Below are 20,026 nucleotides of genomic sequence, written 5' to 3'. Positions count from 1 at the left end.
CGGATTCAGCTCCCGTCCGTCGCCAGGGCGAAGCTCGACATCCCGGCCCCGGCCTGTGCCTCGGCCAGTGCGTCACCCGGGTTCTCGTCGTCCCTGCCCTGCTGTTGTTGTCCCGAGCGTGAGCGGCCGTCGGCGTCGCGGCCGTTGGCATCGCGACCGGATTCGGCGACCACCACGGTGACGTCACCCTGCGCATGGCGCTGGCCAAGATCGGCGCGCAGGCTGTCGCCGATGGCGTGGAGCTGTCGCAGCACCTCGCCGTTGCTGGCGCTCAGATGCACCTGCAGCGCACCTCCCACGTCCTGCTGCACGATGATCTCGATGCGGCCGAGCGTCGGCGGGTCGAGGCGGATCACCGCTCGCTCGCCATGCTGCACGGTCTGCAGTTGCAGGCGTTCGCCCAATGCATCGGTCAGCGGCTGCTGCCAGCTCTGCGGTGAGGCCGGCGCGAGCTTCAGTACGGTCTCGGCTGACGCCGGTGCCGATGGCAGGACCGCCGCTTGCAGACCATGTGCCGACTGCAGCGCCGGCTGTACGGTCTCGACGACGTCAGCGCGCGCTCCCTCGGTCGGCAGCGACGGCAGCACAGCGGCAGCGCCGCCGGCAGGCACCACCGGTGCGAGCGCGCGGCCCGCTGCGGCGGCAGAGTCGGCTTGCAGCGGCTGCGACGGCAACGGAAGCAGCACCGCCAGCGCAGAGGCAGGCAATGCCGGGGCTTCGCCCGACTGCACTTCGTCGGCCCCCACGTCGTGTTCGGCGACGCCACTGCTCGCATGCAGCGCGGCCGGCAGCGGTGACTGCGACGGCAGGCGGGCATCAAAGGCAGTGCGATCCGCACCTGGCATATCGGTGTCGGTCCGCTGCGTCGATGCTTCGCCGACGACGACGTCCGGCGACGCTAGACCGAGCGCGCGGAACAGATCGACGAAGGCCTGCGGTGCACTCGTGGCCGACGTCAGCAAAAGGCCGGCCGACGGCGCAGGCAGCGCCGGTGCCGACGTCGGCAGCGTTGCCGGCGCCGCACTGCCCAGGGTGAGGATGTTTTGCGTCATGAGTGGCTACCGGAAAGTTCGAGGTCGTATGCGTAGGCCATCCAGCCGTCACGCCCGGCGCCCAGTTCGGACAGCCGTTCGCCGAGGCGTTCGCCCGCTTCGACGCAGCGTGCAAGCGCGCCGTCGTGTGCCTTGCGCAATGCAAGCAGCGCATCGCGATCTGCCAGAGACAGATCGCGTCGGTCGGCGACGTCCTGCAGCACGGTGGCCAGCTCACGGTCAGCGGCCGCCAGCGTGGCCCAGTCATCACTCAGCGCGGCCACTTCGAGCCGGCGGGCGATGCGGGCGAAGGTATGCCGGTCAGTCATGTCCGTCCGCCAGTCCGACCCAACCGCGGCGCAAGGTGCCGAGCAAGCCGCTCACCTCGTCCAGCGGTGCGGTGTCGAGCTTGATGCCGCCTTCACTCAGGCGCCACGCGCAGTAGTCGTACAGCCAGTCCAGATTGGCCACGACGTCGCCCCCGCTGTCCGGATCGAGCGAACTGGCCAGGCCGTTCAGCATGTTGACGCAGCGGTCGAGGCTGAGCGCCTTCTGTTCATAGCGCCCGGCTTCGATGTGGGCGCGTGCGCGCGCGATCTCCTCGAGCAGGCCGTCCATCAGGATCAGCACGAGCTGCACCGGGGTCGCGCGCGCCGTCTGCGCATTCAGATTGACGGCGTGGTAGCTCTGGTAGGCGTCGTAGTTCAAGGCATGGGTTTCCGGTTTCGTTGGCGGACAGGCAGTCCTCAACTGGCCGACGAGCTCGCGAACAGCGCGTCGAACATGCTGGTGGTCTGCCCCATCTGCGACTGCAGCGACTGCAGTTGCGTGAACTGCACGAGATAGCGCTGGTAAGCGTTGTCGTACTGCAGGTCGATACGGGTCTGGCGCGTGGTGAGCGCCTTCTGCTGGCTCTGCACGGTGTCCTTGCGGCGCTGGATCTGGCCGCCGGCGGAGTCGAGCCAGACGTCCATATAGCTGGCGAAGCCACCGAGCAGCCCGCTGCCCGAGGTCGTGCTGGCGCTGCCGAACAGGGTGTCGATGGCGTCCGGATTAGCGGCGATCGCTTTGTCCAGCTTGGTCGAGTCAAGGGACAGCCTGCCGTTGCGGTCGGCGCTGACGCCGAAATCCATCAGGCGCAAGCCGCCGACCTCCTGGCGGACCAGGCTGTCGAGCCGATTGCGCAACGACCGTATGCCGGAGTCGGAAGCAAAAGCCGCCGCCGCGACGCCGCTTTCGGCATCGCCGGTGCTGGTCAGCTCGTCCAGGCTGGTCTTCAGCTTGTTGAAGGCATCGATGAAGCTCTGCACATTGGCCGCGGTGCCGCCGCTGTCGCCCGCCACCTTCAGCGTCAGCGGCGCTTCGCCCGCCACCATCGCGCGGGTGAAATTCATCGTCACGCCCTGAATGGCGGTGAAGGTGTTGGACGCCTGCTGCAGACGCACGCCGCTTCCCTGCGCACCCAGCCACACGACGGCATCGCGCGCCGCCGTCAGTTCGCTGCCGTTGTCGAGCGAATCCTTGAACGCGCCGGCGGGCAGGCCGCTGGTGTCCAGCGTGATCTGGCCGTCGGCACCCGTTTCGGTTGACGACAGCACCAGCTGCGTCTGGCCGCCGGCCGTCATCACCATGGCCGTGACCTTGCCCTGGTTGCCGCTGGCCTGATTGATGGCGCGCGCCATCTCGGTCTGCGACAGCGTGCCGTCGGCGTCCATGTCGGCGCCTGAGAAATCGACACCGATGGTTGCACCGCCGGCGAGGTTGATGCTGAGCATGCCGCTCATCGGCACCGGCACCGCCGGCAGATCGGTGAACACCACCTGGTGGGCGCTGGCGACCTGCTCGACGAACAGCGGATACTCGCCCGCCACCGCCCCGGGCGAAGCGCTCGCCGTGCCGACGCCGGTGCTGCTCAGCGTGGCGGTGTTCTGCGTAACACCCTTTTTCGACGACAGCGTCAACAAGGCGCTGTCGAAGGCCTGCAGCGCACTTTGCAGCTTGGTCAGCGCCGACGTCGTGGCCTGCGCTTTCTTGCTCTGCGTGTCAACCTGGGTCTGCGACGCGCTGATGTAGGCGGTCGCAAGCTGCGAGGCGGTGGTGACGGGATCGAAAGTGCTCATGTCTGGCTCCTGTGAACGGTTAGCGGACGCGTCCACCGTTCAAGGCGACCGGCGTGAACAAAAACTGAAATCGATGCGGAACGGACGCTCACGGCGCACGCCCCCACACCTGGACGGCGATGTCGTCCTGCCGCTTCTGTTCGCTGACACGCGCACCGTGCGCGACCATGCTGCGCTGGCGCAGCAGCACCTGGTCGAGCACTTCGCAGCGTCGTGAAACCAGCGCCAGTTCGCGCCGCGCCAGATCGATCTCGATTTCGTGGGCGGCCAGTTCCTGCCGGTGAACCACCACCATGTCGGCCACCGACTGCTTGTAGCCGGCACTGTTCATCGACAGCAGCGGGTGCAGCGAGCCGGTCTGCGGCACGCCGTCGCACAGCGACTGCAGCCGTTCGATATTGCCCAGATAGCGCTGGCGCAATGCCAGCTTGCCGGCCATGTCGGCCTGCAGGCGGTCCACCTCGCGCTCGCGCACGTCTACCAGTCTCGCCAGCGTGCGGATGGATGTCTTCGTCGTCATGCCGCCAGCTCCTGGATGCGCGCCACGCACTGCGCCATCGGCGCGGCTTCGGCCACGCCCTGGCGCAGATAGGCCTCGATGTCCGGATAGAGCGACACCGCGTGATCGGTCTGCGGATCGGCGCCGGCAACATAGGCGCCGAGCGGGATCAGATCGCGCACCTGCGCATGGCGCGAGGCCATTTCCTTCACCCTGCGTGCGGCATTGAGATGCGCCTTGTTGACCACCAGCGCCATGCAGCGACTGATCGACGCGGCGATGTCGATCGCCGGGTAGTGACCGCGTTCGGCCAGTTCGCGCGTCAGCACGATGTGACCGTCGAGGATGGCGCGGGCGGTGTTGACCACCGGATCCTGCTGGTCGTCGCCCTCGGCCAGCACGGTGTAGATCGCGCTCATGCTGCCGATCGGGTTCTCGCCGTTGCCGGCGCTCTCCACCAGCTGCGGCAGCAGCGAGAACACTGACGGCGGATAGCCGCGCGTGGCCGGCGGTTCGCCCAGTGCCAGCGCCACTTCGCGCCGCGCCATCGCGTAGCGGGTGAGCGAGTTGACCAGCAGCAGCACGTCCTTGCCCTGGTCGCGGAAATGGGCGGCGATGGAATGGCACAGTTCGGTCGCCATCAGTCGCATCAGCGGCGATTCGTCGGCCGGCGCGATGACGACGACCGCCTTCTTCAGGCCCTCCTCGCCGAGCGACAGTTCGACGAACTCGCGTACCTCGCGGCCGCGCTCGCCGATCAGGCCGACGACGACCACGTCCACCGCGGTCTGCCGGGTGATGGTGCCCAGCAGCACACTCTTGCCGACACCGCTGCCGGCCATCAGGCCGACGCGCTGGCCCTTGCCCAGCGTGAGCATGCCGTTGATCGCGCGCACGCCGACGTCGAGCGGCTCGGATACGCGCTTCTTCTTCAGCGGGTGCACCCGCGGCGGATGCGGGTCGAGCGGATGTTCGCCACCGAGGCGGCCGAGGCCGTCTATCGGTTCACCGAGGCCGTTGACCATGCGTCCCAGCCAGGACGGGCCAATCATCAGATCGAGCTTGTCCTGCACCGGCAGCACGCGGGCACCGGTGGTCAGGCCGACCGGCTTCTTGAACGGCATCAGGAAGGACAGCTTGTCGCGGAAACCAACGACCTGCGCATCCAGCCAGCCACCGTCCATCGTTTCGATCTGGCAGCGCTGGCCGGTGTAGAGCGGGCAGCCGGCGCTTTCGAGCAGCAGGCCCGAAGCACCCACCAGGCGACCGGTGGGTGTGGCCACCGGCACATCGTCGATTTCGAGGCGGCGCAGCACGTCGGCAATCATGCAGCCTCCGCGGTGAAGGGCACGTCGATCACCGACTGCGGCACATCGCCACCGTCGAGCAATTGGGCGCGCACCTGTTCGACGCAGGCGGCCAAGCGCTGCGCGCAGCCGGCGTCGGCTTCGTGATCGCCCGCCTTCACCAGGCATTCGCCCAGTTCCAGACGCGGATCGGCGACCAGATGCCAGCGCGCGGCACGCGACGCATCGATGTCGGCAATGCGCTTCAGGTCTTCCGGATTCAGGTGAACCTCGATGCCCTGACGGGTCGGTGGCATCGCCGCCAGCGTCTCGTCGACCAGGGACAGCAGTTGCGCCGGCTGCAGCGCCAGCTCGCAGCGGATCACCTGACGGGCGACGCGCGCCACCAGGTTGACCACTTCCTTGCGCAGCGCGGTCTGGTAGTCCGCCTGCAGACTCTGCAGCCGTTCGAGCATGGCGTCGAGCGGCCGCGCCAGTTGTTCGAACGACGCCAGCGTCTGCCGCAGCGCCTCCTCACGCCCCGCCTGCAGGCCTTCCTGGCGGCCGCTTTCCCGCCCCTCGGCCAACCCGTCGGCATGACCGGATTCGTGGCCGACGCGATAGCCCTCGTCCATGCCCTGACGGAATCCGTCGGCCAGCGACTGCTGGTACTGCGCGGCGGACTGACCGTCCGCGCGGCCGGCGGCGATCTGCGCCAGCGGCGGAAAGCGGTGTGGGCGCACGCCGCTCATTCGACGACGGCCTCGGCGAACAGCTGCACCTCGATCTCGCCAGCGTCCACCAGCGTTTTCACCTGGGCCATGATTTCGCGGCGGGTCTGTTCGATGCGGCTCAGCGGCACCGGGCCGGTGCGGCGCATCGTGTCCTCGAAGCTCTGCGCCTGGCGGCGTGGCATGGTCTGCATGATGGCGTCGCGCACTTCCGGCTCGGCACCCTTGAGCGCGATCGCCCACTGTTCCAGCGGCACGTCTTCGAGCAGGCGCTGCAGCACCGTATCGGACTGGCGCGACAGGATGTAGAAGTCGTACATGCTCATCTCGATCTCGGACACCACCTGCGGGTCGCGTGCGCGCAGCTGTTCCACCATCTGCTGCTTGTTGCCGGACAGACGGTTCAGTATCTCGGCTGCCTGGCGCGTGCCCTCGACGCTTGCGCTCTGCGAGCCGAGGCTGGCAAGGCAGCGGTTCACCAGTTCTTCCAGCTCGACCAGCAGTTCGTGGTCGATCTCCTTCAGCCGCGCCACGTTCAGCAGCAGTAGGTCGCGCCCGTCAACTGGCAGCGCGTCGATCACGGCGCCGGCCAGCGCCGGCGGCAGGAAGGCGAGGAACACCGCCTGCATGCGCACGTGTTCGTCGGCGATGAAGTCTGCCAGCCACTTCGGCGACGCCCACTGCAGGCGCGCCATCAGCGGGCGGATGGCGTCGCCGTAGAGGCTGTTCAGCACGCTGCTGGCGATCTCGCCGCCGAGCGCCAGATCGAGCGAGCGCTTCAGATAGGCGCGCGAAGCGCCATGCACACCGCTCTGTTCGCGGTACTCGTCGAAGAAGCGCTGGATCGCGGTGCGCACGCTCTCGACCTTGATGCCGCTCAGGCGCGACATGACGCCGGTCACTTCGAGCAGTTCCTCGCGCGACAGACAGCGCAGCACGCCGGCCGCCGGCTCCTCGCCCATACTCAGCAGCACGATGGCGGCCTGCTCGAGCGGGCTCAGATTGCTGCCCGACGGGATGATGGGATTACTCAGCGGGTTGTTCGGATCGGCCATTCTTCTGCACCCATTGCTTGACGACTTCGGCGACCCGCTCCGGCTCCTTGCCGGCCAGGACCTTCAGATGTTCGACCAGCACGTTGACCGGGGAACCCGGCGGCGGCAGGTCGTAGTTTTCGAGCAGCGACACCACCGGGCTGCCGTCCGCGGCACCGGCGCCATCCAGCGCCAGCGCGGGCGCCGCGCCGACGGCCGGCGGCACAGCGTCCGGCGTGGCGTCGCGCACCGGAATGTCGTCGTCCTGCGTGGCGGCCGGTGCGATGCGCTGCTGCGCCGAGCGCACCAGCGGACGCACGACGAACAGCAGTGCCAGCAGCCCGCCCACGGCATACAGCAACCACGACCCCATATCGACGATGTTGTCGCGTTGCGCCCACCAGGCCGGCGCTTCCGGCTGCGCCGGGAAGTTCAGCGAGGACACGACCAGCTGGTCGCCGCGTTCGGCGTTGATGCCCAGGCCATTGGCGAGGATGCGTTCGATGTTCCTGATCTCGGCCTCGCTCCAGCCCTTGGCCGGATCGGCCGCCGCCGCGTTGTTGAGCACGACGGCGACATTGAGCTTCTGCAGCCGGCCGCGGCTGCGCTTGATCTGCGTGATGCTGCGGTCGTAGGCGTACTGGCGGGTCGAGGCGTTCTTGCGCGCGCCAGCGGCATCAGCCGCAGCAGCCGGCGGCTGCTCTCCGGCGGCACCCGGCTGCGCCGGCGCCTGGGCGGCCGGTGCGGCGACCGGGCGGTTGCTGAGCGAACCGGGTACACCGAGCGCAACGCGATTGCGGTCCTGCTCCTCGCGCGTGGCCTCGCTGGTGACGCGCGGCGCCTCGCCATACTTCTCGTGCGTTTCCTCGACGCGGTCGTTGTCGACCTCGGCGGTCACGCTGACGCGGTAGTTGTGCTCGCCCAGCACCGGCGACAGCAGATCGCGCACATTGGCGCGCGCCTCGCTCTGGAAGCGGTGTGCGGCCTCGTTGCCGCCGTGCGTCTCGAAGCCGTCGCTCAGATCGACGCGCGCCGACAGGTAGTTGCCGGCCTGGTCGACCAGGCTGACGCGCTGCGGGTCCAGCGTCAACACGCTGCCGGCCACCAGATTGATGATGGCGGCGATCTGCTCCGGACTCAGCGTGCGGCCGGGCTTGAGACCGAGCACCACCGACGCGGTGCTCTTCTCGCCGTCGGTGGCGACGAAGGAGGTCGAGCGGGCAATGGACAGATGCACGCGTACCGAATCGACCGCGTCCAGCGTCAGGATGCTCTGCGCCAGCTCACCTTCCAGGCCGCGCCGGTAGCGCACGTCCTGCACGAACTGGCTCACGCCCAGCGGGTCGTTCTGGTCCATCAGTTCGAGGCCTGCAGGCAGTTGCGCGGCCACGCCCTTGGCGGCGAGCAGCATGCGCACCCGGCCGAGTTGGGCGTCCGGCACCAGCACCTGCCCGCTCTCCGGGTGCAGGCGGTAAGGAATGCCTTCGGCATCGAGTACCGACATCATGTCGGCCGTCGCCACTTTCTGTCGGGCGCCGAACACCGGTTTGTAACTGGCCTGGTCCTGCCATAGATACATGAGGACGAGCGCGGTCACGGCGACGGCGATCACCATTAGTGGAACCAGGCTCTTGAGGAAGGCCGGCGGCAGCGAGGGCATGGCCCCGGAGCCGGCGCGCAGGCGTTGCAGGCCGCCGCGTACGGTTGCGATCACGTGAGCTGTTCCGGGTCAGTATCAGAGAGGCAGCTTGATGAGGTCCTCGACGGCCCCCACAACCTTGTTGCGCACCTGCATCAGCATCGAGAAGGACAGGCTGGCTTCCTGGCTGGCCAGCATGGCGCCGACGAGGTCATCGCTCTGGCCGCTGTCCACCGCTTCCATCCGCTGCGAGGCCTCGTGCTGCATCGCGTCAACGCGCTGCACGGCGTCCTGCATGGCACCGGCAAATCCGGCGCCGTCGCCGCCGCCGAACCGGAGTGCCGGCTGGAGCGGCATGGCAGCGCTCGCAACCATGTTCGTGGCATCGGCTTCGATCAGTGCCTTGCTGGCGCCGATCGCGCTGGCGAATTCGTATCCCATACACGCATTACCTGTTTGTCTTGCCGGCAGCGATGCCCGGCAGGTGTTATGTGGCACAGCATGCGCTGCTTAACCGTACGTGTATGTATCGACCCCGCGGGCGAGAACTTTACATGTAAATACAAACTTCATGAACGGCGCAAACCATTGATTAATATCGGATTAAAGGCCACAAGGAAGAATTCACGTGAGAAAGTTCACACGAGGGCGCGGCAAACGCGGCAGCGAAGGGGTGAGGCGGATTTAAGACCGGGTCGGTGTCGGTCGCCTGTCAGGGTGGAGGGCGCATGACGCCCGATCCGCACCCACCGCCCTAGACCAGGAGAATTCCATGCTGAGCCTGCACACCAACGCCGCCGCCCTGACCGCCCAGAACTCGGTGGGCGGTACCCAGAAAGCCCTGTCCACCTCGATGACCCGCCTGGGCACCGGCTTCCGCGTCAACTCCGCGATGGACGACGCCGCCGGCCTGCAGATCGCCACCCGCCTGAGCGCCCAGACCCGCGGCATGGCGGTGGCCCAGCGCAACGCGCAGAACGGCATTTCGATGATGCAGACCGCCGAGGGCGCCTTCACCGAAATCACCAACATCCTGCTGCGCATGAAGGATCTGGCGACCGAAGCCCGTAACGGCGCATCGAACACCGACGACAAGACGGCGATGGATGCCGAGTACCAGGAACTGGGTTCGGAACTGGGCAACATCCTGAACAACACCAAGTTCGGCGGTCAGGCGCTGCTCAACGGCGCAGGCTCGCTGCAGGCCGGCGCCATCACCTACCAGATCGGTGCCGCCGCCGCGGAAACGATGTCGGTTGAACGTATCGACCGATCTGGCCGCGCTGGTGACCGATCTGACCACGGCCGCGACGCTCGGCGACATCACGACCGCGGCCACCGCGGCGACGGCGATCGGCGACATCGAAGGCTGGATCAACGACGTCGGCGGTGTGCGCGCCCAGCTTGGTGCAGCGTCGAACCGCCTGGACCACGTCTATAACAACCTGGCCAACATGAAGACCAATACCGAACAGGCCCGCGGACGCATCATGGACGTCAACTACGCCTCCGAAACCGCCAACATGACTTCCAAGCAGATGCTCATGCAGGCCGGCACCTCGATGCTCAAGCAAAGCTCCAGCATGTCCCAGCTCGTCATGTCGCTGATGCAGTAACGCTGATGGCCCGCGCGGCCCCGTGGGCCGCGCACCGCAGGTCGAGCCAACCGTGCCCGCCGGACGGTTGGCTCTTTCATATCCGGAGCATTCGCCATGACGATAGAGAGGATTCCGCGTCTCGCCCTGACATTGCCGTTGCGGCGCCCTCCCGAGCGTCTGCCTTCGTCGCTGCCGGCGGACGCCGGCGCGGCCGTTGACACCGCGGACGACGCGGTAGCGTCCCGCCTGCAGGGCTTGTCCCTGCTGGGTCGGCCGCTGGTGGCGGGGGAGCGCCTTGCCGTCCGGGTGCTGTCCACCTCGCCTGCGGTCGAACTTCAGGTCAACGCCGAGGCCCCCGGTCTCCCCGCCCGGCCGTCCGCGCCGGCCAATGAACTGTCGGCGGCGATGCAGCCGGACCAGCTGCTGCTGCGCCATCTGCGCTGGCGCGCGCCGGGCGCGCTGGACCTCGCCACCGCTCTGCGTACCCGCGTGTTCCGGCAGATCACGACCGAACTGGCGCGCGCAGACAGCGCCGCCACGGGTACGCCCTCACCTCCCGGCGAACCGGCACGCGTCGGCGCCCCGCCCCCGCTCCCTCTGCCCGGCAGCGAGCGCTGGATATTCCCTGTGCATCTGACTGACGGTCAGCGGGCCCGACTTTTCGTCGGCGACGACGACGATGCGAAGCACAGTGCCGCCGCTGCCGCGTCGGCCGTTCTGCTGATCGAGATCGAACTGCCCGGCGAGGGCAGGGTGCAGGTCCGGCTGCAAATTGCCGCCGGCGTGCATCTGCAGTTCCGCATCGATGGCGACCGGGCGGTCGCGCATGTGCGCGACATTCTGCCCGCGCTGGCGGCAGCCCTGGTGCTCGCCGGCACCCGGCTCGCGTCATGCCGGCTGCTGCGCGCGCCCGCCGGCGGACTGCGCACGAGGGGGCTCGACATCACCCGCCCGTCGGCACTGCACGCTCACCTGCCGCTGCCGCTGTTCCGTGTCGCCGCCGAAGTGCTGCTCGCACTCACGGGGCTGCACGATGACGGTACGCGGCTGCCGGCGACAAGAACCCTGTCACCGATTTAAGGTCCGGCGCGCCAGCGTCGCCCTGTCCGGATGAGGACATCAAAAGCGCGAATCTTCTCGCGCCGGTGGTCCGAAGCCAGAACCCCCTATCCGGAGATCTTCCATGCTGAGCCTGCATACCAACGCCGCCGCCCTGACCGCACAGAACTCGGTGGGCGGTACCCAGAAAGCCCTGTCAACCTCGATGACCCGCCTGGGCACCGGCTTCCGCGTCAATTCCGCGATGGATGACGCCGCCGGTCTGCAGATCGCCACCCGCCTCAACGCGCAGACCCGCGGCATGGCCGTGGCCCAGCGCAACACGCAGAACGGCATTTCGATGATGCAGACCGCCGAAGGCGCCTTCACCGAAGTCACCAACATCCTGCTCCGCATGAAGGACCTGGCGACCGAAGCCGCCAACGGTGCATCGAACACCAACGACAAGACCGCGATGAACGCCGAGTACCAGCAGCTCGCGGCGGAAATCGGCAACATCATGACGAATACCAAGTTCGGCGGTCAGGCGCTGCTCAAGGGCGCGGGCTCGCTGGGCGCGGCCACCACCACCTTCCAGATCGGCGCCGCCGCCGCGGAAACGATGACGGTGGACGTCGTGACCAAGCTGACCAACCTGGACGCTGCCTTCGCCACCGGCGCCGGCAACGCCACCGCCACCTCGCTCGGTGAAATTCTGACGTCGGCCAACGCGACGGCCGCGATCGGCCAGCTCGAATCGCGCATCAACGAAGTCGGTTCCGTACGCGCCGACCTGGGTGCGGCATCGAACCGCCTCGACCACGTCTATAACAACCTGGCCAACATGAAGACCAATACCGAACAGGCCCGCGGACGCATCATGGACGTCAACTACGCCTCCGAAACCGCCAACATGACTTCCAAGCAGATGCTCATGCAGGCCGGCACCTCGATGCTCAAGCAAAGCTCCAGCATGTCCCAGCTCGTCATGTCGCTGATGCAGTAACCCTCCCCCCGCGGCACGCACCCTCCGGGGTCCGTGTGCAGCAGGCTGAGCCAGCCGCGCCCGTCAGTGCGGCTGGCTTTTTTTTGGCCTGCGACCGACGTGTCGCGAAACGGACACGGCAGCCATTTAAGTTTGCTTCGTTCCGCGTCGCCTTTTCCTGATGAGGCCAACGCGGCGGCGAACATACCCCGTACCGGTGGCCGATCCCCGCCCCTCGACCCGGAGACTACTCATGCTCAGCCTTCATACCAACGCCGCCGCCCTGACCGCACAGAACTCGGTCGGCGGTACCCAGAAAGCTCTGTCCACTTCGATGACCCGCCTGGGCACCGGCTATCGCGTCAATTCCGCGATGGACGACGCCGCCGGTCTGCAGATCGCCACCCGCCTGAGTGCACAGACGCGCGGCATGGCGGTTGCCCAGCGCAACACCCAGAACGGCATTTCGATGATGCAGACCGCCGAAGGCGCATTCACCGAGATCACCAACATCGTGCTGCGCATGAAGGACCTGGCGACCGAAGCGTCGAACGGTGCCTCGAACGCCAGCGACAAGACCGCGATGAAGGCGGAATACGACCAGCTGGGCCTGGAACTGACCAACATCATGACCAACACCAAGTTCGGCGGTCAGGCCCTGCTGACCGGCGGCACGCTGGCCACCGCCGGCGGCGTGACCTTCCAGATCGGTGCCGACGCCGCGGAAACCATGGTGGTCAACACCTCGGCCAACTTCACGACGCTGACCACCGCGGTCACCGCACTCAACGCCGGTGACATTTCGACCGCCGCCAACGCCGCGATCACGCTGGCGGAGACGACCATCACCGCCGTCGGCACGCTGCGCTCGCAGATCGGCGCCGCGTCGAACCGACTGGACCACGTCTATAACAACCTGGCCAACATGAAGACCAATACCGAACAGGCCCGCGGTCGCATCATGGATGTAGACTACGCGTCCGAAACCGCCAACATGACCTCGAAGCAGATGCTCATGCAAGCGGGCACCTCCATGCTCAAGCAGAGCTCCAGCATGTCCCAGCTCGTCATGTCGCTGATGCAGTAATGCCGCGACTGCCGACGCTCCGGCGTCCGGCAATTCCCGTTCCGCGTCCGCCCGCCCCGGTCTTACCGGCGCGGGCGTTCGCCGTGGCGCCGGCGACGCACTACCAACCGGAAGGATGATCCATATGAGGAACCGCTGCGAATCTGCGATCTGCGAATCGCATTCGGAAGCGACGATAGACGCGATCTGGCACCTCATCGGCGATGGCCAGCGCTACGCCACGCCCGGCGTGTCCGACATCGACTTCGAAATCCTGCACGAGACGGACCGACCCTTCGTGCGCATCGTGCCGCACGACATCCGCATCGCGCGTGCCGCCTTCGTGGTGGCACTGCAGTTCCTGATCGAGAACGGGCACGACCGCCTGTCGCCCTGCGAGGTGGTGTCCGACGACGATCTGCGGCGCACCGGCCTGCTGTGCCGCGCGACGCGCGACGCCAACGGCGGCGTTCGCTGCATCGACTACATACTGCCCATCCTCGCGCAGCGACGCATCGTGGCGATCGAGGTCGCAGCCTGCCGCACGGCCTGGCTCACTCACGCCTTCCTGTATGCGCGCAGCGGCGGGCTCCGCTAAGCGCACCGCTCAGCCCAGCGTACCGACGACGCTGACGTCGCGCTGCTCCGGCACTTCGTTGTAAGACAGCACCTGCAGCCCCGGCGCGAACAGCCTCGCGTAACGTGCGAGCAGCGGGCGGATCTGCGGCATCACCAGCAGCAGCGGCGTGCCGCCCTGCTGTTTCATCTGGTCGCGCGCCAACGGCATGTGGGTCTGCAGCTGGGCCAGCAGATTGGGGTCGATCGGGTAGTTGTCCAGCGCTGCCTTGCCCGTCTGGCGCGCCTGGTTCAGCGAGCCGAGCAGCATGTTCTCCAGTTCGCTGCCAAGATTGAACACCTTCATTTCGGCCAGCGGCCCGACCAGGGCGCCGACGATCTGCCGGCGCAGCGCGCAGCGGACTTCGGCCGCCAGCAGGATGGGGTCCTTGGTCACCTCGGCGTTCTCGACCAGCGTCGTCGCGATCGGCACGATGTCCTTCAGCGACACGTTCTCGGCCAGCAGCACGCGGAACACGCGCAGCAGCTGGGTGTGCGTCATAGCCTTGTCCAGGGCCGCCGACAGCTTGGGCGTCAGCGCGGACAGCCGCTCCAGCAGCGCCGGCACATCCTCGTGGCCAAACAGTTCGGCCAGGTGTTCGCGCGCCAGCTTGGACAGGTGGGTGGTAATGACCGACGCGCACTCGACCACCTGATAGCCGAGGCCAAGCGCATGCGCCTTGTCCTCCGGGGCAATCCACGTAACCGGCATGCCATAGGCCGGTTCGATGCCCGGAATGCCGTCCAGCGTGCCGTAAGTTTTCGGCGACGGAATGGCCATCAGCCGGTCGGCGAACACCTCGGCCTGCGCGATCACCGCGCCGCTGAGCAGCACTGAGTACTGGGAAGGCTTCAGCGAAAGATCGTCGCGCACGCCGATCGGCGGCAACAGGAAGCCCATGGTTTCGCTCAGGCTCTGGCGCACGCCCTTGATCCGGCGCGTCAGCGGCGCGCCCTGCGCTGCGTCGATCAGACCGACCAGCTTGTAGCCCAGCATGATGGTGACCGGCTCGACCACCGGCAGATCGCTCCAGTCGAGTTCGGGCGCACGGGCGTTGATCAGTGCGCTCTCGACCTGACCCAGATCGCTCTGCGCCGGTCGCTCGGCCATCCCCGACAGCCGCCAGCCGACAAATCCGAGTACGGCCGCGAACAGCGCAAACATGAGCGTGGGCATGCCCGGAATTGCGGCCAGCACCGCCATCATCGCCGCCGCGCCGTACATGACCGTCGGCGAGGTCAGCAGCTGGGCGCTGATCTGCTGTTCGAAGTCGCCGGAATCGCTGATGCGGGTGACGATGATGGCCGCTGCCGCCGACAGCAGCAGCGCCGGGATCTGCGCCACCAGACCGTCACCGATGGTCAGCAGCGCGTACTGGCGGAAGGCATCGCCAAGGCTCAGGTCGTACATCAGCGCGCCGATGATGACGCCGCCCACCATGTTGATCAGCAGGATGAGGATGCTGGCGATGGCGTCGCCGCGGACGAACTTGGAGGCGCCGTCCATGGCGCCGTAGAAATCCGCCTCCATCGCCACGTCGCGGCGGCGGGCCTGGGCCTTCTCCTGGTTGATCAGGCCGGCGTTCAGATCGGCGTCGATGGCCATCTGCTTGCCCGGCAGCGCGTCCAGCGTGAAGCGGGCGGACACTTCGGAGATGCGCTCGGCACCCTTGGTCACGACGACGAAGTTGATGATCATCAGGATGACGAACACCACCAGACCGACCACGAAGTTGCCGCCGATCACCACGTTGCCGAAGGACTCGATCACCTGGCCGGCGGCGTGCGTGCCTTCGTGACCGTGCAGCAGCACCACCCGCGTCGAGGCGACGTTCAGCGTCAGCCGCATCAGCGTGGTGGCGAGGATGATGGTCGGAAAGACCGAGAAATCGAGCGGCCGCCTGGCCGACACGCTGACCAGGATGACGATCAGCGCGAGCACGATGTTGAACGTGAACAGCACGTCGAGCAGCACCGGCGGCAGCGGCAGGATGACCATCGCCAGTATCAGCAGCAGGAACACCGGCGTGGCGACGCGGTGCCGGCGCATTTCGTTGACCAGGCGGTTCAGGAAGTTCATGCGGGCATCACCTCGCTCAGATGTTTCGGAATGACCAGGTCGGTCGGCAGCCGCGGCTCACCCCGACGCTGCCCGCGGCGAAAGGCCTTGAGCTGCAGAACATAGGTAAGCACCTGCGCCACCGCGCGATACAGCGGCAGCGGAATCTGCTGGTTAACCTGGCTGGTGTTGTAGATGGCGCGCGCAAGCGGCGGCAGTTCGACCGTCTCGACGCTGTGCTCGGTGGCGATGGCGCGGATGTAAAGCGCCATCTCGTCCACACCCTTGGCGATGACGAAGGGCGCCTGCGCGCGGCGCTCGTCGTACTTCAGCGCGACCGCGTAGTGCTCCGGATTGACGATGACCACATCGGCCCCCGGCACCGCCTTGCGCACGCCGCGCCGCGCCATCTGCCGCTGCAGCTGGCGGATGCGCTGTTTCACCTCGGGCCGGCCCTCGCTCGACTTGTGCTCCTCCTTCACCTCCTGCTTGGTCATGCGCAGATTGCGCAGGAAGAAGAAGGCCTGCGCCGGCACATCGACCAGCGCGAACACGACGAACACGGCACACAGCGCCATGATGCTGTCCAGCATCAGGTCGGCGCCGGCAATCAGCGCGCGGTCCAGCGGCAGCGACTGCAGCATCAGGAAATCGGTGACGCCGCGGCTGCAGACGTACCACAGCACGCAGCACAGCGCGGTCGCCTTCAGCACCGAGGTCGCCACCTCGAACAGGTGCTTGGGCGACACCAGCCGACCCAGATTCTTGATCGGGCTCAGGCGTTCCAGCTTGGGCTGCCAGTGCTCGACGTTGAGCACCCAGCCGCCGGGCAGCAGCGATGCAATCAGGATCGCCAACGGCACCGCGCACAGCGGCAACAGCATCTTCAGCAGCAGCGTGGAGGCAGCCGCGAAGCGCGCCGACCACGCGTTGTCGAGCGCGCCGTCGCCGTCCAGCGGCACGAAGCCGAGTGCGAACAGGTCACGGAAGTCGTCGAGCAGCGACGGCATCATCAGCACGATGAGCTTGAGGCTGACCAGGATGCCGACCGCCGTCGCCAGATCGCGCGAGCGGACGACCTGCCCCTTCTCGCGCGTCTTCCGCAGCTTCTGCTGCGAGGGCTTTTCAGACTTGTCGCCGCTGCTGCCGGATTCGTCAGCCATGCGGCACCGCCCTCATCTGCTGCTGCAGCATGTCGAGCACCTGCCCGCACATGCGCAGGTAGTGCTGCGGCACCACGCGCGCGACGTGGCCCAGCATGAACAGGCCGAACACGGTCACCAGCGAGAAGCCGAGCGAGAACAGGTTCAGCGACGGCGCCACGCGGTTCAGGAAGCCGAAGCCGATCTGCACCACCATGGTCGCGAACACCATGGGCACTGCGAGCAGCAGCGCCGCCGAGAACACCCAGGCGACATTGAGCGCGATCGCCTGCAGTGTGGACAGCGGGATGCCACCGCCCACCGGCCAGGCACCAAAGCTGGCGCCGATGACGCCGGCCAGCAGCAGATGGCCGTTGACGGCGAAGAACACCAGCGCACACATGGTCGCCAGCAGGCTGGACACCACGTCGGACGAGGCACCATTGAGCGGATCGTTCATCAGCGCCATCGACAGGCCGATCTGCGACGACACCAGGAAGCCGAGCACCATGATGACCGCCATCGCCAGGTGAAAGGCCAGCCCCATCACGAAGCCGATCAGCACTTCCTGCACCGTGGTGGCGACGCCGTTCAGCGAGAAGGGGTCGATCTGTGCACCGCCCGGCACCAGCGGCAGCATGACCACCGCCAGCACCAGCGACAGCAGGATGCGCACCGGCATCGGCAGCGTGGTTTCGCCGATCAGCGGCGCCGCGCTGAACATCGCGAGGATGCGGCAGAACGGCCACCACAGCGTGTGCAGCAAGGGCAGCATCTGGTTGAACAGCGGTTCCACGACGTGCGCGCCCGTTCAGCCGACCAGCGCCGACGCCCGCTGGAACACCGACACGCAGAAGTCCATCAGGTAGCCGGTCATCCAGCGTCCGGCGAAGATGATGGCCAGCAGGGTGACCAGCAGTCGCGGCAGGAAGCTCAGCGTCTGTTCGTTGATCTGCGTGGCCGCCTGGAACAGCGCGACGATCAGGCCCATCACCAGCCCCGGGCCGACCAGCAGCAGCACCAGCACCATGGTGATGTGCAGGCTTTCGCTGACCAGATCCACAGCAATGTCCGGCGTCAGCATCGCGTCAGGCCTGGATGCTGGTGACCAGCGTGTTGACCGTGAGCGTCCAGCCGTTGACCAGCACGAACAGCAGCAGCTTCAGCGGCAGCGAAATGACCAGCGGCGACAGCATCATCATGCCCATGGCCATCAGCACCGAGGACACGACGAGGTCGATCACCAGGAAGGGGATGAACAGCATGCAGCCGATCTGAAAGGCGGTCTTCAGCTCGCTCAGCACGAAGGCGGCCAGACGCACCAGGAAGGGGTGGTCCATCGGCTGCGCGACCGGCCCGGAGCCGGACAGGCGGGCGATCTGTTCGAGCGCGGCCTTGCCGGTCTGCGCCATCATGAAGCGCGACACCGGCGCCTCGGCGATCTTCAGCGCCTGTTCGAGGCTGATGCTGTCGCGGTCGTAGGGCACGAAGGCTTCAGCCCAGATCTGCTCGCCCACCGGGCGCATCACCAGCAGCGTCAGGATGAGCGCGATGCCGGTGACGATGCGGTTGGGCAGACCCTGCTGCAGGCCCAGCGCCTGCCGCAGCAGCGACAGCACGATGACGAAGCGGGTGAAGCTGGTCATCATCATCACCATGACGGGCAGCAGCCCGAGCAAGGTCATGATGATGAGTATCTGCGTCTTCACCGAGAACTCGGTGGTGGCGCCGCGGGTGGTCGATTCGAGCAGCGGAATCTCGGCCGCGCCGGCCGATGCACAGACGACGACCGCGGCCACGGCCGGCAGCAGCCTGCCGGCGCGGCGCGCCCACGACCCTCCGCAGGACGATCGGTACGTCATTGCGCCAGGCTGTCCAGATCGAGACCGTCGAGGTCAACCACGCGCAGGCCGTGGTTGTCGCCGACCAGCACCACCTCGGCGTGACCGATCGGCGTGCCATTGACCTTGATCACCAGCGGCTGGCCGGCCAGCGAATCCAGTTCGAGCACGCTCGACGGTCCGATTTCCATCAGGTCCTGCAGCGATACGCGCGCGGAACCGACCTCCAGCGTCAGCGTGACCGGTATGCGTCGCATCATCTGCGGCAAGTTCCGTCGCGGTGCAGCCGGTGTGGCCGGCGCTTCGTTGCCGAGCAGCGCAAGGTCGTCGCCTGCCTCGTCCAGTCCGTCCAGCAGCGTGTCGATTCCGGAAGTGTTGTCCATGGCATCAGTCCATATCGTTGAATGAGGTGAGGCAGAGCTTGCCGCGGTGTTCGGCGACAGCTGCCGTAAAGAGGCGCGAATCGTCAACCAGTACGTCGGCTTCGCCGACGAAGACCGGAATGACGTCGCCGACACGCAGGTCGAACAGCTCTCCGAGCTGGATGTCCCTGCTCAGCAAGCGGCCGGTGAGCGTCATCTGCAGTCGGTGGGCAAACGGCGTGTCGGCGCCGGCTGCGTCCTTTTTTTCACGCGGCGGCGCGAGGCCGCGCAGCAGTCTGTCCATGCAGGCGTCGTCGAGTACGAACCACATGCGGCAGTCCTCACCGAGCAGCGGGTCGGCCACCGTACAACTCAGCGTCCAGGCGCCCGCGGCCGGAGGTGGTGCCGGCGCGATCGAGAAGGCCGGCGTTGCGACGGCGTCGAGCGGCCGGTCGAGGTCGCCGGCTTCGATGCGGGCGGCAACCACGGCGGCCAGTTCCTCGCCCAGGGCGACCGCCACACGTTCCTCGGTCGCGGTCGCGCGACCATTGCCGTCGGCCTGCGCTGGCGCCGCTGCACCGCTACGCCCGATCAGGCCGAAACGGTATCCGAGCAGGGTCAGCACGAGCGGGCGTTCGGCGGCGAACAGGATGCGCCCTGTCTCGCCGCTGTAGGCCGTCCAGCGGATCAGGTCGCCGGCCTGTCCAGTGCGGTCGATGCTGACCGAACGCAGGTCGAAGGCGGCCCGGTAGCGGCGGTTCACGCCACCGCGGAATGCCTCGGCCAGATCCTTGGCCAGCCTGTCGGCGAAGGCATCCAGACGATGGACGGGACGGCCGAGCGCGCTCGCGTCCAGCACCCTGGAGGCGACCCGATCGCCACTCCTGGAATTCGAGTTCATGACAGTTCTGTGTGCGTTGTATTGCGAAAGTCCGGCCGGACAAGGCTGTCAGCGACCACCTGCTGTGCAGGATTACGAA

At 67.1% G+C, this 20,026-nt stretch carries 21 protein-coding genes and 1 pseudogene; 5 read left to right on the top strand and 17 right to left on the bottom strand.

Features of this window, described 5'->3' with window-relative positions:
- Positions 1–5: 5 nt before the first annotated feature.
- From ACQ66H_RS07305 to ACQ66H_RS07260, 10 genes are all read right to left on the bottom strand, one after another.
- Complete coding sequence (locus tag ACQ66H_RS07305) at positions 6–1,052, bottom strand: flagellar hook-length control protein FliK (RefSeq protein WP_430433429.1); 1,047 nt, start codon at positions 1,050–1,052, stop codon at positions 6–8.
- Positions 1,049–1,360: a hypothetical protein gene (locus tag ACQ66H_RS07300; RefSeq protein ID WP_430433428.1), complete on the bottom strand. Its 312-nt coding sequence runs from the start codon at positions 1,358–1,360 to the stop codon at positions 1,049–1,051. Before ACQ66H_RS07300 ends, ACQ66H_RS07305 begins: the two co-directional genes overlap by 4 nt.
- Entirely contained in the window at positions 1,353–1,739 is a 387-nt protein-coding gene (gene fliS / locus ACQ66H_RS07295) for a flagellar export chaperone FliS (protein ID WP_430433427.1), read from the bottom strand. Before fliS ends, ACQ66H_RS07300 begins: the two co-directional genes overlap by 8 nt.
- A 38-nt stretch (positions 1,740–1,777) precedes the next feature.
- Positions 1,778–3,151: a flagellar filament capping protein FliD gene (gene fliD, locus ACQ66H_RS07290; RefSeq protein WP_430433426.1), complete on the bottom strand. Its 1,374-nt coding sequence runs from the start codon at positions 3,149–3,151 to the stop codon at positions 1,778–1,780.
- 88 nt (positions 3,152–3,239) lie between these two features.
- A complete protein-coding gene (locus ACQ66H_RS07285) occupies positions 3,240–3,671 on the bottom strand; it encodes a hypothetical protein (RefSeq protein WP_430433425.1) in 432 nt (143 codons plus the stop codon).
- Positions 3,668–4,978: a flagellar protein export ATPase FliI gene (fliI, locus tag ACQ66H_RS07280; protein ID WP_430433424.1), complete on the bottom strand. Its 1,311-nt coding sequence runs from the start codon at positions 4,976–4,978 to the stop codon at positions 3,668–3,670. Before fliI ends, ACQ66H_RS07285 begins: the two co-directional genes overlap by 4 nt.
- Entirely contained in the window at positions 4,975–5,688 is a 714-nt protein-coding gene (fliH, locus tag ACQ66H_RS07275) for a flagellar assembly protein FliH (protein ID WP_430433423.1), read from the bottom strand. The genes fliI and fliH overlap by 4 nt, the downstream gene beginning before the upstream one ends.
- Positions 5,685–6,722, bottom strand: a complete 1,038-nt coding sequence (locus ACQ66H_RS07270) for a flagellar motor switch protein FliG (RefSeq protein ID WP_304000993.1) — start codon at positions 6,720–6,722, stop codon at positions 5,685–5,687. The genes fliH and ACQ66H_RS07270 overlap by 4 nt, the downstream gene beginning before the upstream one ends.
- Positions 6,694–8,415, bottom strand: a complete 1,722-nt coding sequence (fliF, locus tag ACQ66H_RS07265) for a flagellar basal-body MS-ring/collar protein FliF (protein ID WP_430433422.1) — start codon at positions 8,413–8,415, stop codon at positions 6,694–6,696. The genes ACQ66H_RS07270 and fliF overlap by 29 nt, the downstream gene beginning before the upstream one ends.
- Before the next feature lie 21 nt (positions 8,416–8,436).
- Positions 8,437–8,781, bottom strand: coding sequence for a flagellar hook-basal body complex protein FliE (locus ACQ66H_RS07260; protein ID WP_430433421.1), 345 nt, complete (start codon positions 8,779–8,781; stop codon positions 8,437–8,439).
- Positions 8,782–9,112: 331 nt separating this feature from the next.
- Here ACQ66H_RS07260 and ACQ66H_RS07255 point away from each other — a divergent pair.
- From ACQ66H_RS07255 to ACQ66H_RS07235, 5 genes and pseudogenes are all read left to right on the top strand, one after another.
- Positions 9,113–9,956: pseudogene (locus ACQ66H_RS07255) on the top strand (flagellin).
- Between the two features lie 96 nt (positions 9,957–10,052).
- Positions 10,053–11,018: a hypothetical protein gene (locus ACQ66H_RS07250; protein ID WP_430433420.1), complete on the top strand. Its 966-nt coding sequence runs from the start codon at positions 10,053–10,055 to the stop codon at positions 11,016–11,018.
- A 103-nt stretch (positions 11,019–11,121) separates the two neighbouring features.
- Complete coding sequence (locus ACQ66H_RS07245; RefSeq protein WP_430433419.1) at positions 11,122–11,982, top strand: flagellin; 861 nt, start codon at positions 11,122–11,124, stop codon at positions 11,980–11,982.
- Positions 11,983–12,214: 232 nt separating this feature from the next.
- Positions 12,215–13,048: a flagellin gene (locus ACQ66H_RS07240; protein ID WP_430433418.1), complete on the top strand. Its 834-nt coding sequence runs from the start codon at positions 12,215–12,217 to the stop codon at positions 13,046–13,048.
- Between the two features lie 124 nt (positions 13,049–13,172).
- The gene (locus ACQ66H_RS07235) at positions 13,173–13,625 is read left to right on the top strand and encodes a hypothetical protein (protein ID WP_430433417.1); all 453 of its coding nucleotides are present in this window, start codon (positions 13,173–13,175) and stop codon (positions 13,623–13,625) included.
- 9 nt (positions 13,626–13,634) lie between these two features.
- Here the strand turns inward: ACQ66H_RS07235 and ACQ66H_RS07230 are convergent, their stop codons facing one another.
- From ACQ66H_RS07230 to ACQ66H_RS07200, 7 genes are read right to left on the bottom strand one after another with little or no spacing between them, the layout of a single operon-like run.
- Positions 13,635–15,722 carry a flagellar biosynthesis protein FlhA gene (locus ACQ66H_RS07230; protein WP_430433416.1) on the bottom strand — a complete coding sequence of 696 codons (2,088 nt, stop codon included), beginning with the start codon at positions 15,720–15,722 and terminating at the stop codon, positions 13,635–13,637.
- Positions 15,719–16,864, bottom strand: coding sequence for a flagellar type III secretion system protein FlhB (flhB, locus tag ACQ66H_RS07225; RefSeq protein WP_430433415.1), 1,146 nt, complete (start codon positions 16,862–16,864; stop codon positions 15,719–15,721). The genes ACQ66H_RS07230 and flhB overlap by 4 nt, the downstream gene beginning before the upstream one ends.
- Positions 16,857–17,639 (bottom strand): flagellar biosynthetic protein FliR, encoded by a 783-nt coding sequence (fliR, locus tag ACQ66H_RS07220; RefSeq protein WP_430433414.1) that lies wholly within the window; start codon positions 17,637–17,639, stop codon positions 16,857–16,859. The genes flhB and fliR overlap by 8 nt, the downstream gene beginning before the upstream one ends.
- Before the next feature lie 15 nt (positions 17,640–17,654).
- A complete protein-coding gene (gene fliQ / locus ACQ66H_RS07215; protein WP_019918843.1) occupies positions 17,655–17,927 on the bottom strand; it encodes a flagellar biosynthesis protein FliQ in 273 nt (90 codons plus the stop codon).
- A 4-nt stretch (positions 17,928–17,931) separates the two neighbouring features.
- Positions 17,932–18,705 carry a flagellar type III secretion system pore protein FliP gene (gene fliP / locus ACQ66H_RS07210; protein ID WP_430433413.1) on the bottom strand — a complete coding sequence of 258 codons (774 nt, stop codon included), beginning with the start codon at positions 18,703–18,705 and terminating at the stop codon, positions 17,932–17,934.
- Positions 18,702–19,067, bottom strand: a complete 366-nt coding sequence (locus tag ACQ66H_RS07205; protein ID WP_430433412.1) for a FliM/FliN family flagellar motor switch protein — start codon at positions 19,065–19,067, stop codon at positions 18,702–18,704. The genes fliP and ACQ66H_RS07205 overlap by 4 nt, the downstream gene beginning before the upstream one ends.
- 4 nt (positions 19,068–19,071) lie before the next feature.
- The gene (locus tag ACQ66H_RS07200) at positions 19,072–19,947 is read right to left on the bottom strand and encodes a FliM/FliN family flagellar motor C-terminal domain-containing protein (RefSeq protein ID WP_430433411.1); all 876 of its coding nucleotides are present in this window, start codon (positions 19,945–19,947) and stop codon (positions 19,072–19,074) included.
- Positions 19,948–20,026 lie beyond the last annotated feature (79 nt).

The sequence above is a fragment of the Methyloversatilis sp. genome (genome assembly GCF_965284615.1).
Lineage (GTDB): Bacteria > Pseudomonadota > Gammaproteobacteria > Burkholderiales > Rhodocyclaceae > Methyloversatilis.
This window is presented reverse-complemented; position numbering and strand designations above follow the sequence as displayed.

Excerpts from the sequence above, each read along its gene's own strand:
- ACQ66H_RS07250 (WP_430433420.1), top strand. The coding sequence starts at position 10,053 with ATGACGATAGAGAGGATTCCGCGTCTCGCCCTGACATTGCCGTTGCGG.
- ACQ66H_RS07240 (WP_430433418.1), top strand. The coding sequence starts at position 12,215 with ATGCTCAGCCTTCATACCAACGCCGCCGCCCTGACCGCACAGAACTCG.
- ACQ66H_RS07230 (WP_430433416.1), bottom strand. The coding sequence starts at position 15,722 with ATGAACTTCCTGAACCGCCTGGTCAACGAAATGCGCCGGCACCGCGTC.
- fliI (WP_430433424.1), bottom strand. The coding sequence starts at position 4,978 with ATGATTGCCGACGTGCTGCGCCGCCTCGAAATCGACGATGTGCCGGTG.
- ACQ66H_RS07270 (WP_304000993.1), bottom strand. The coding sequence starts at position 6,722 with ATGGCCGATCCGAACAACCCGCTGAGTAATCCCATCATCCCGTCGGGC.
- fliP (WP_430433413.1), bottom strand. The coding sequence starts at position 18,705 with ATGACGTACCGATCGTCCTGCGGAGGGTCGTGGGCGCGCCGCGCCGGC.
- fliD (WP_430433426.1), bottom strand. The coding sequence starts at position 3,151 with ATGAGCACTTTCGATCCCGTCACCACCGCCTCGCAGCTTGCGACCGCC.
- ACQ66H_RS07300 (WP_430433428.1), bottom strand. The coding sequence starts at position 1,360 with ATGACTGACCGGCATACCTTCGCCCGCATCGCCCGCCGGCTCGAAGTG.
- ACQ66H_RS07235 (WP_430433417.1), top strand. The coding sequence starts at position 13,173 with ATGAGGAACCGCTGCGAATCTGCGATCTGCGAATCGCATTCGGAAGCG.
- ACQ66H_RS07200 (WP_430433411.1), bottom strand. The coding sequence starts at position 19,947 with ATGAACTCGAATTCCAGGAGTGGCGATCGGGTCGCCTCCAGGGTGCTG.
- ACQ66H_RS07260 (WP_430433421.1), bottom strand. The coding sequence starts at position 8,781 with ATGGGATACGAATTCGCCAGCGCGATCGGCGCCAGCAAGGCACTGATC.
- fliQ (WP_019918843.1), bottom strand. The coding sequence starts at position 17,927 with ATGCTGACGCCGGACATTGCTGTGGATCTGGTCAGCGAAAGCCTGCAC.
- flhB (WP_430433415.1), bottom strand. The coding sequence starts at position 16,864 with ATGGCTGACGAATCCGGCAGCAGCGGCGACAAGTCTGAAAAGCCCTCG.
- ACQ66H_RS07305 (WP_430433429.1), bottom strand. The coding sequence starts at position 1,052 with ATGACGCAAAACATCCTCACCCTGGGCAGTGCGGCGCCGGCAACGCTG.
- ACQ66H_RS07205 (WP_430433412.1), bottom strand. The coding sequence starts at position 19,067 with ATGGACAACACTTCCGGAATCGACACGCTGCTGGACGGACTGGACGAG.
- ACQ66H_RS07285 (WP_430433425.1), bottom strand. The coding sequence starts at position 3,671 with ATGACGACGAAGACATCCATCCGCACGCTGGCGAGACTGGTAGACGTG.
- fliH (WP_430433423.1), bottom strand. The coding sequence starts at position 5,688 with ATGAGCGGCGTGCGCCCACACCGCTTTCCGCCGCTGGCGCAGATCGCC.
- ACQ66H_RS07245 (WP_430433419.1), top strand. The coding sequence starts at position 11,122 with ATGCTGAGCCTGCATACCAACGCCGCCGCCCTGACCGCACAGAACTCG.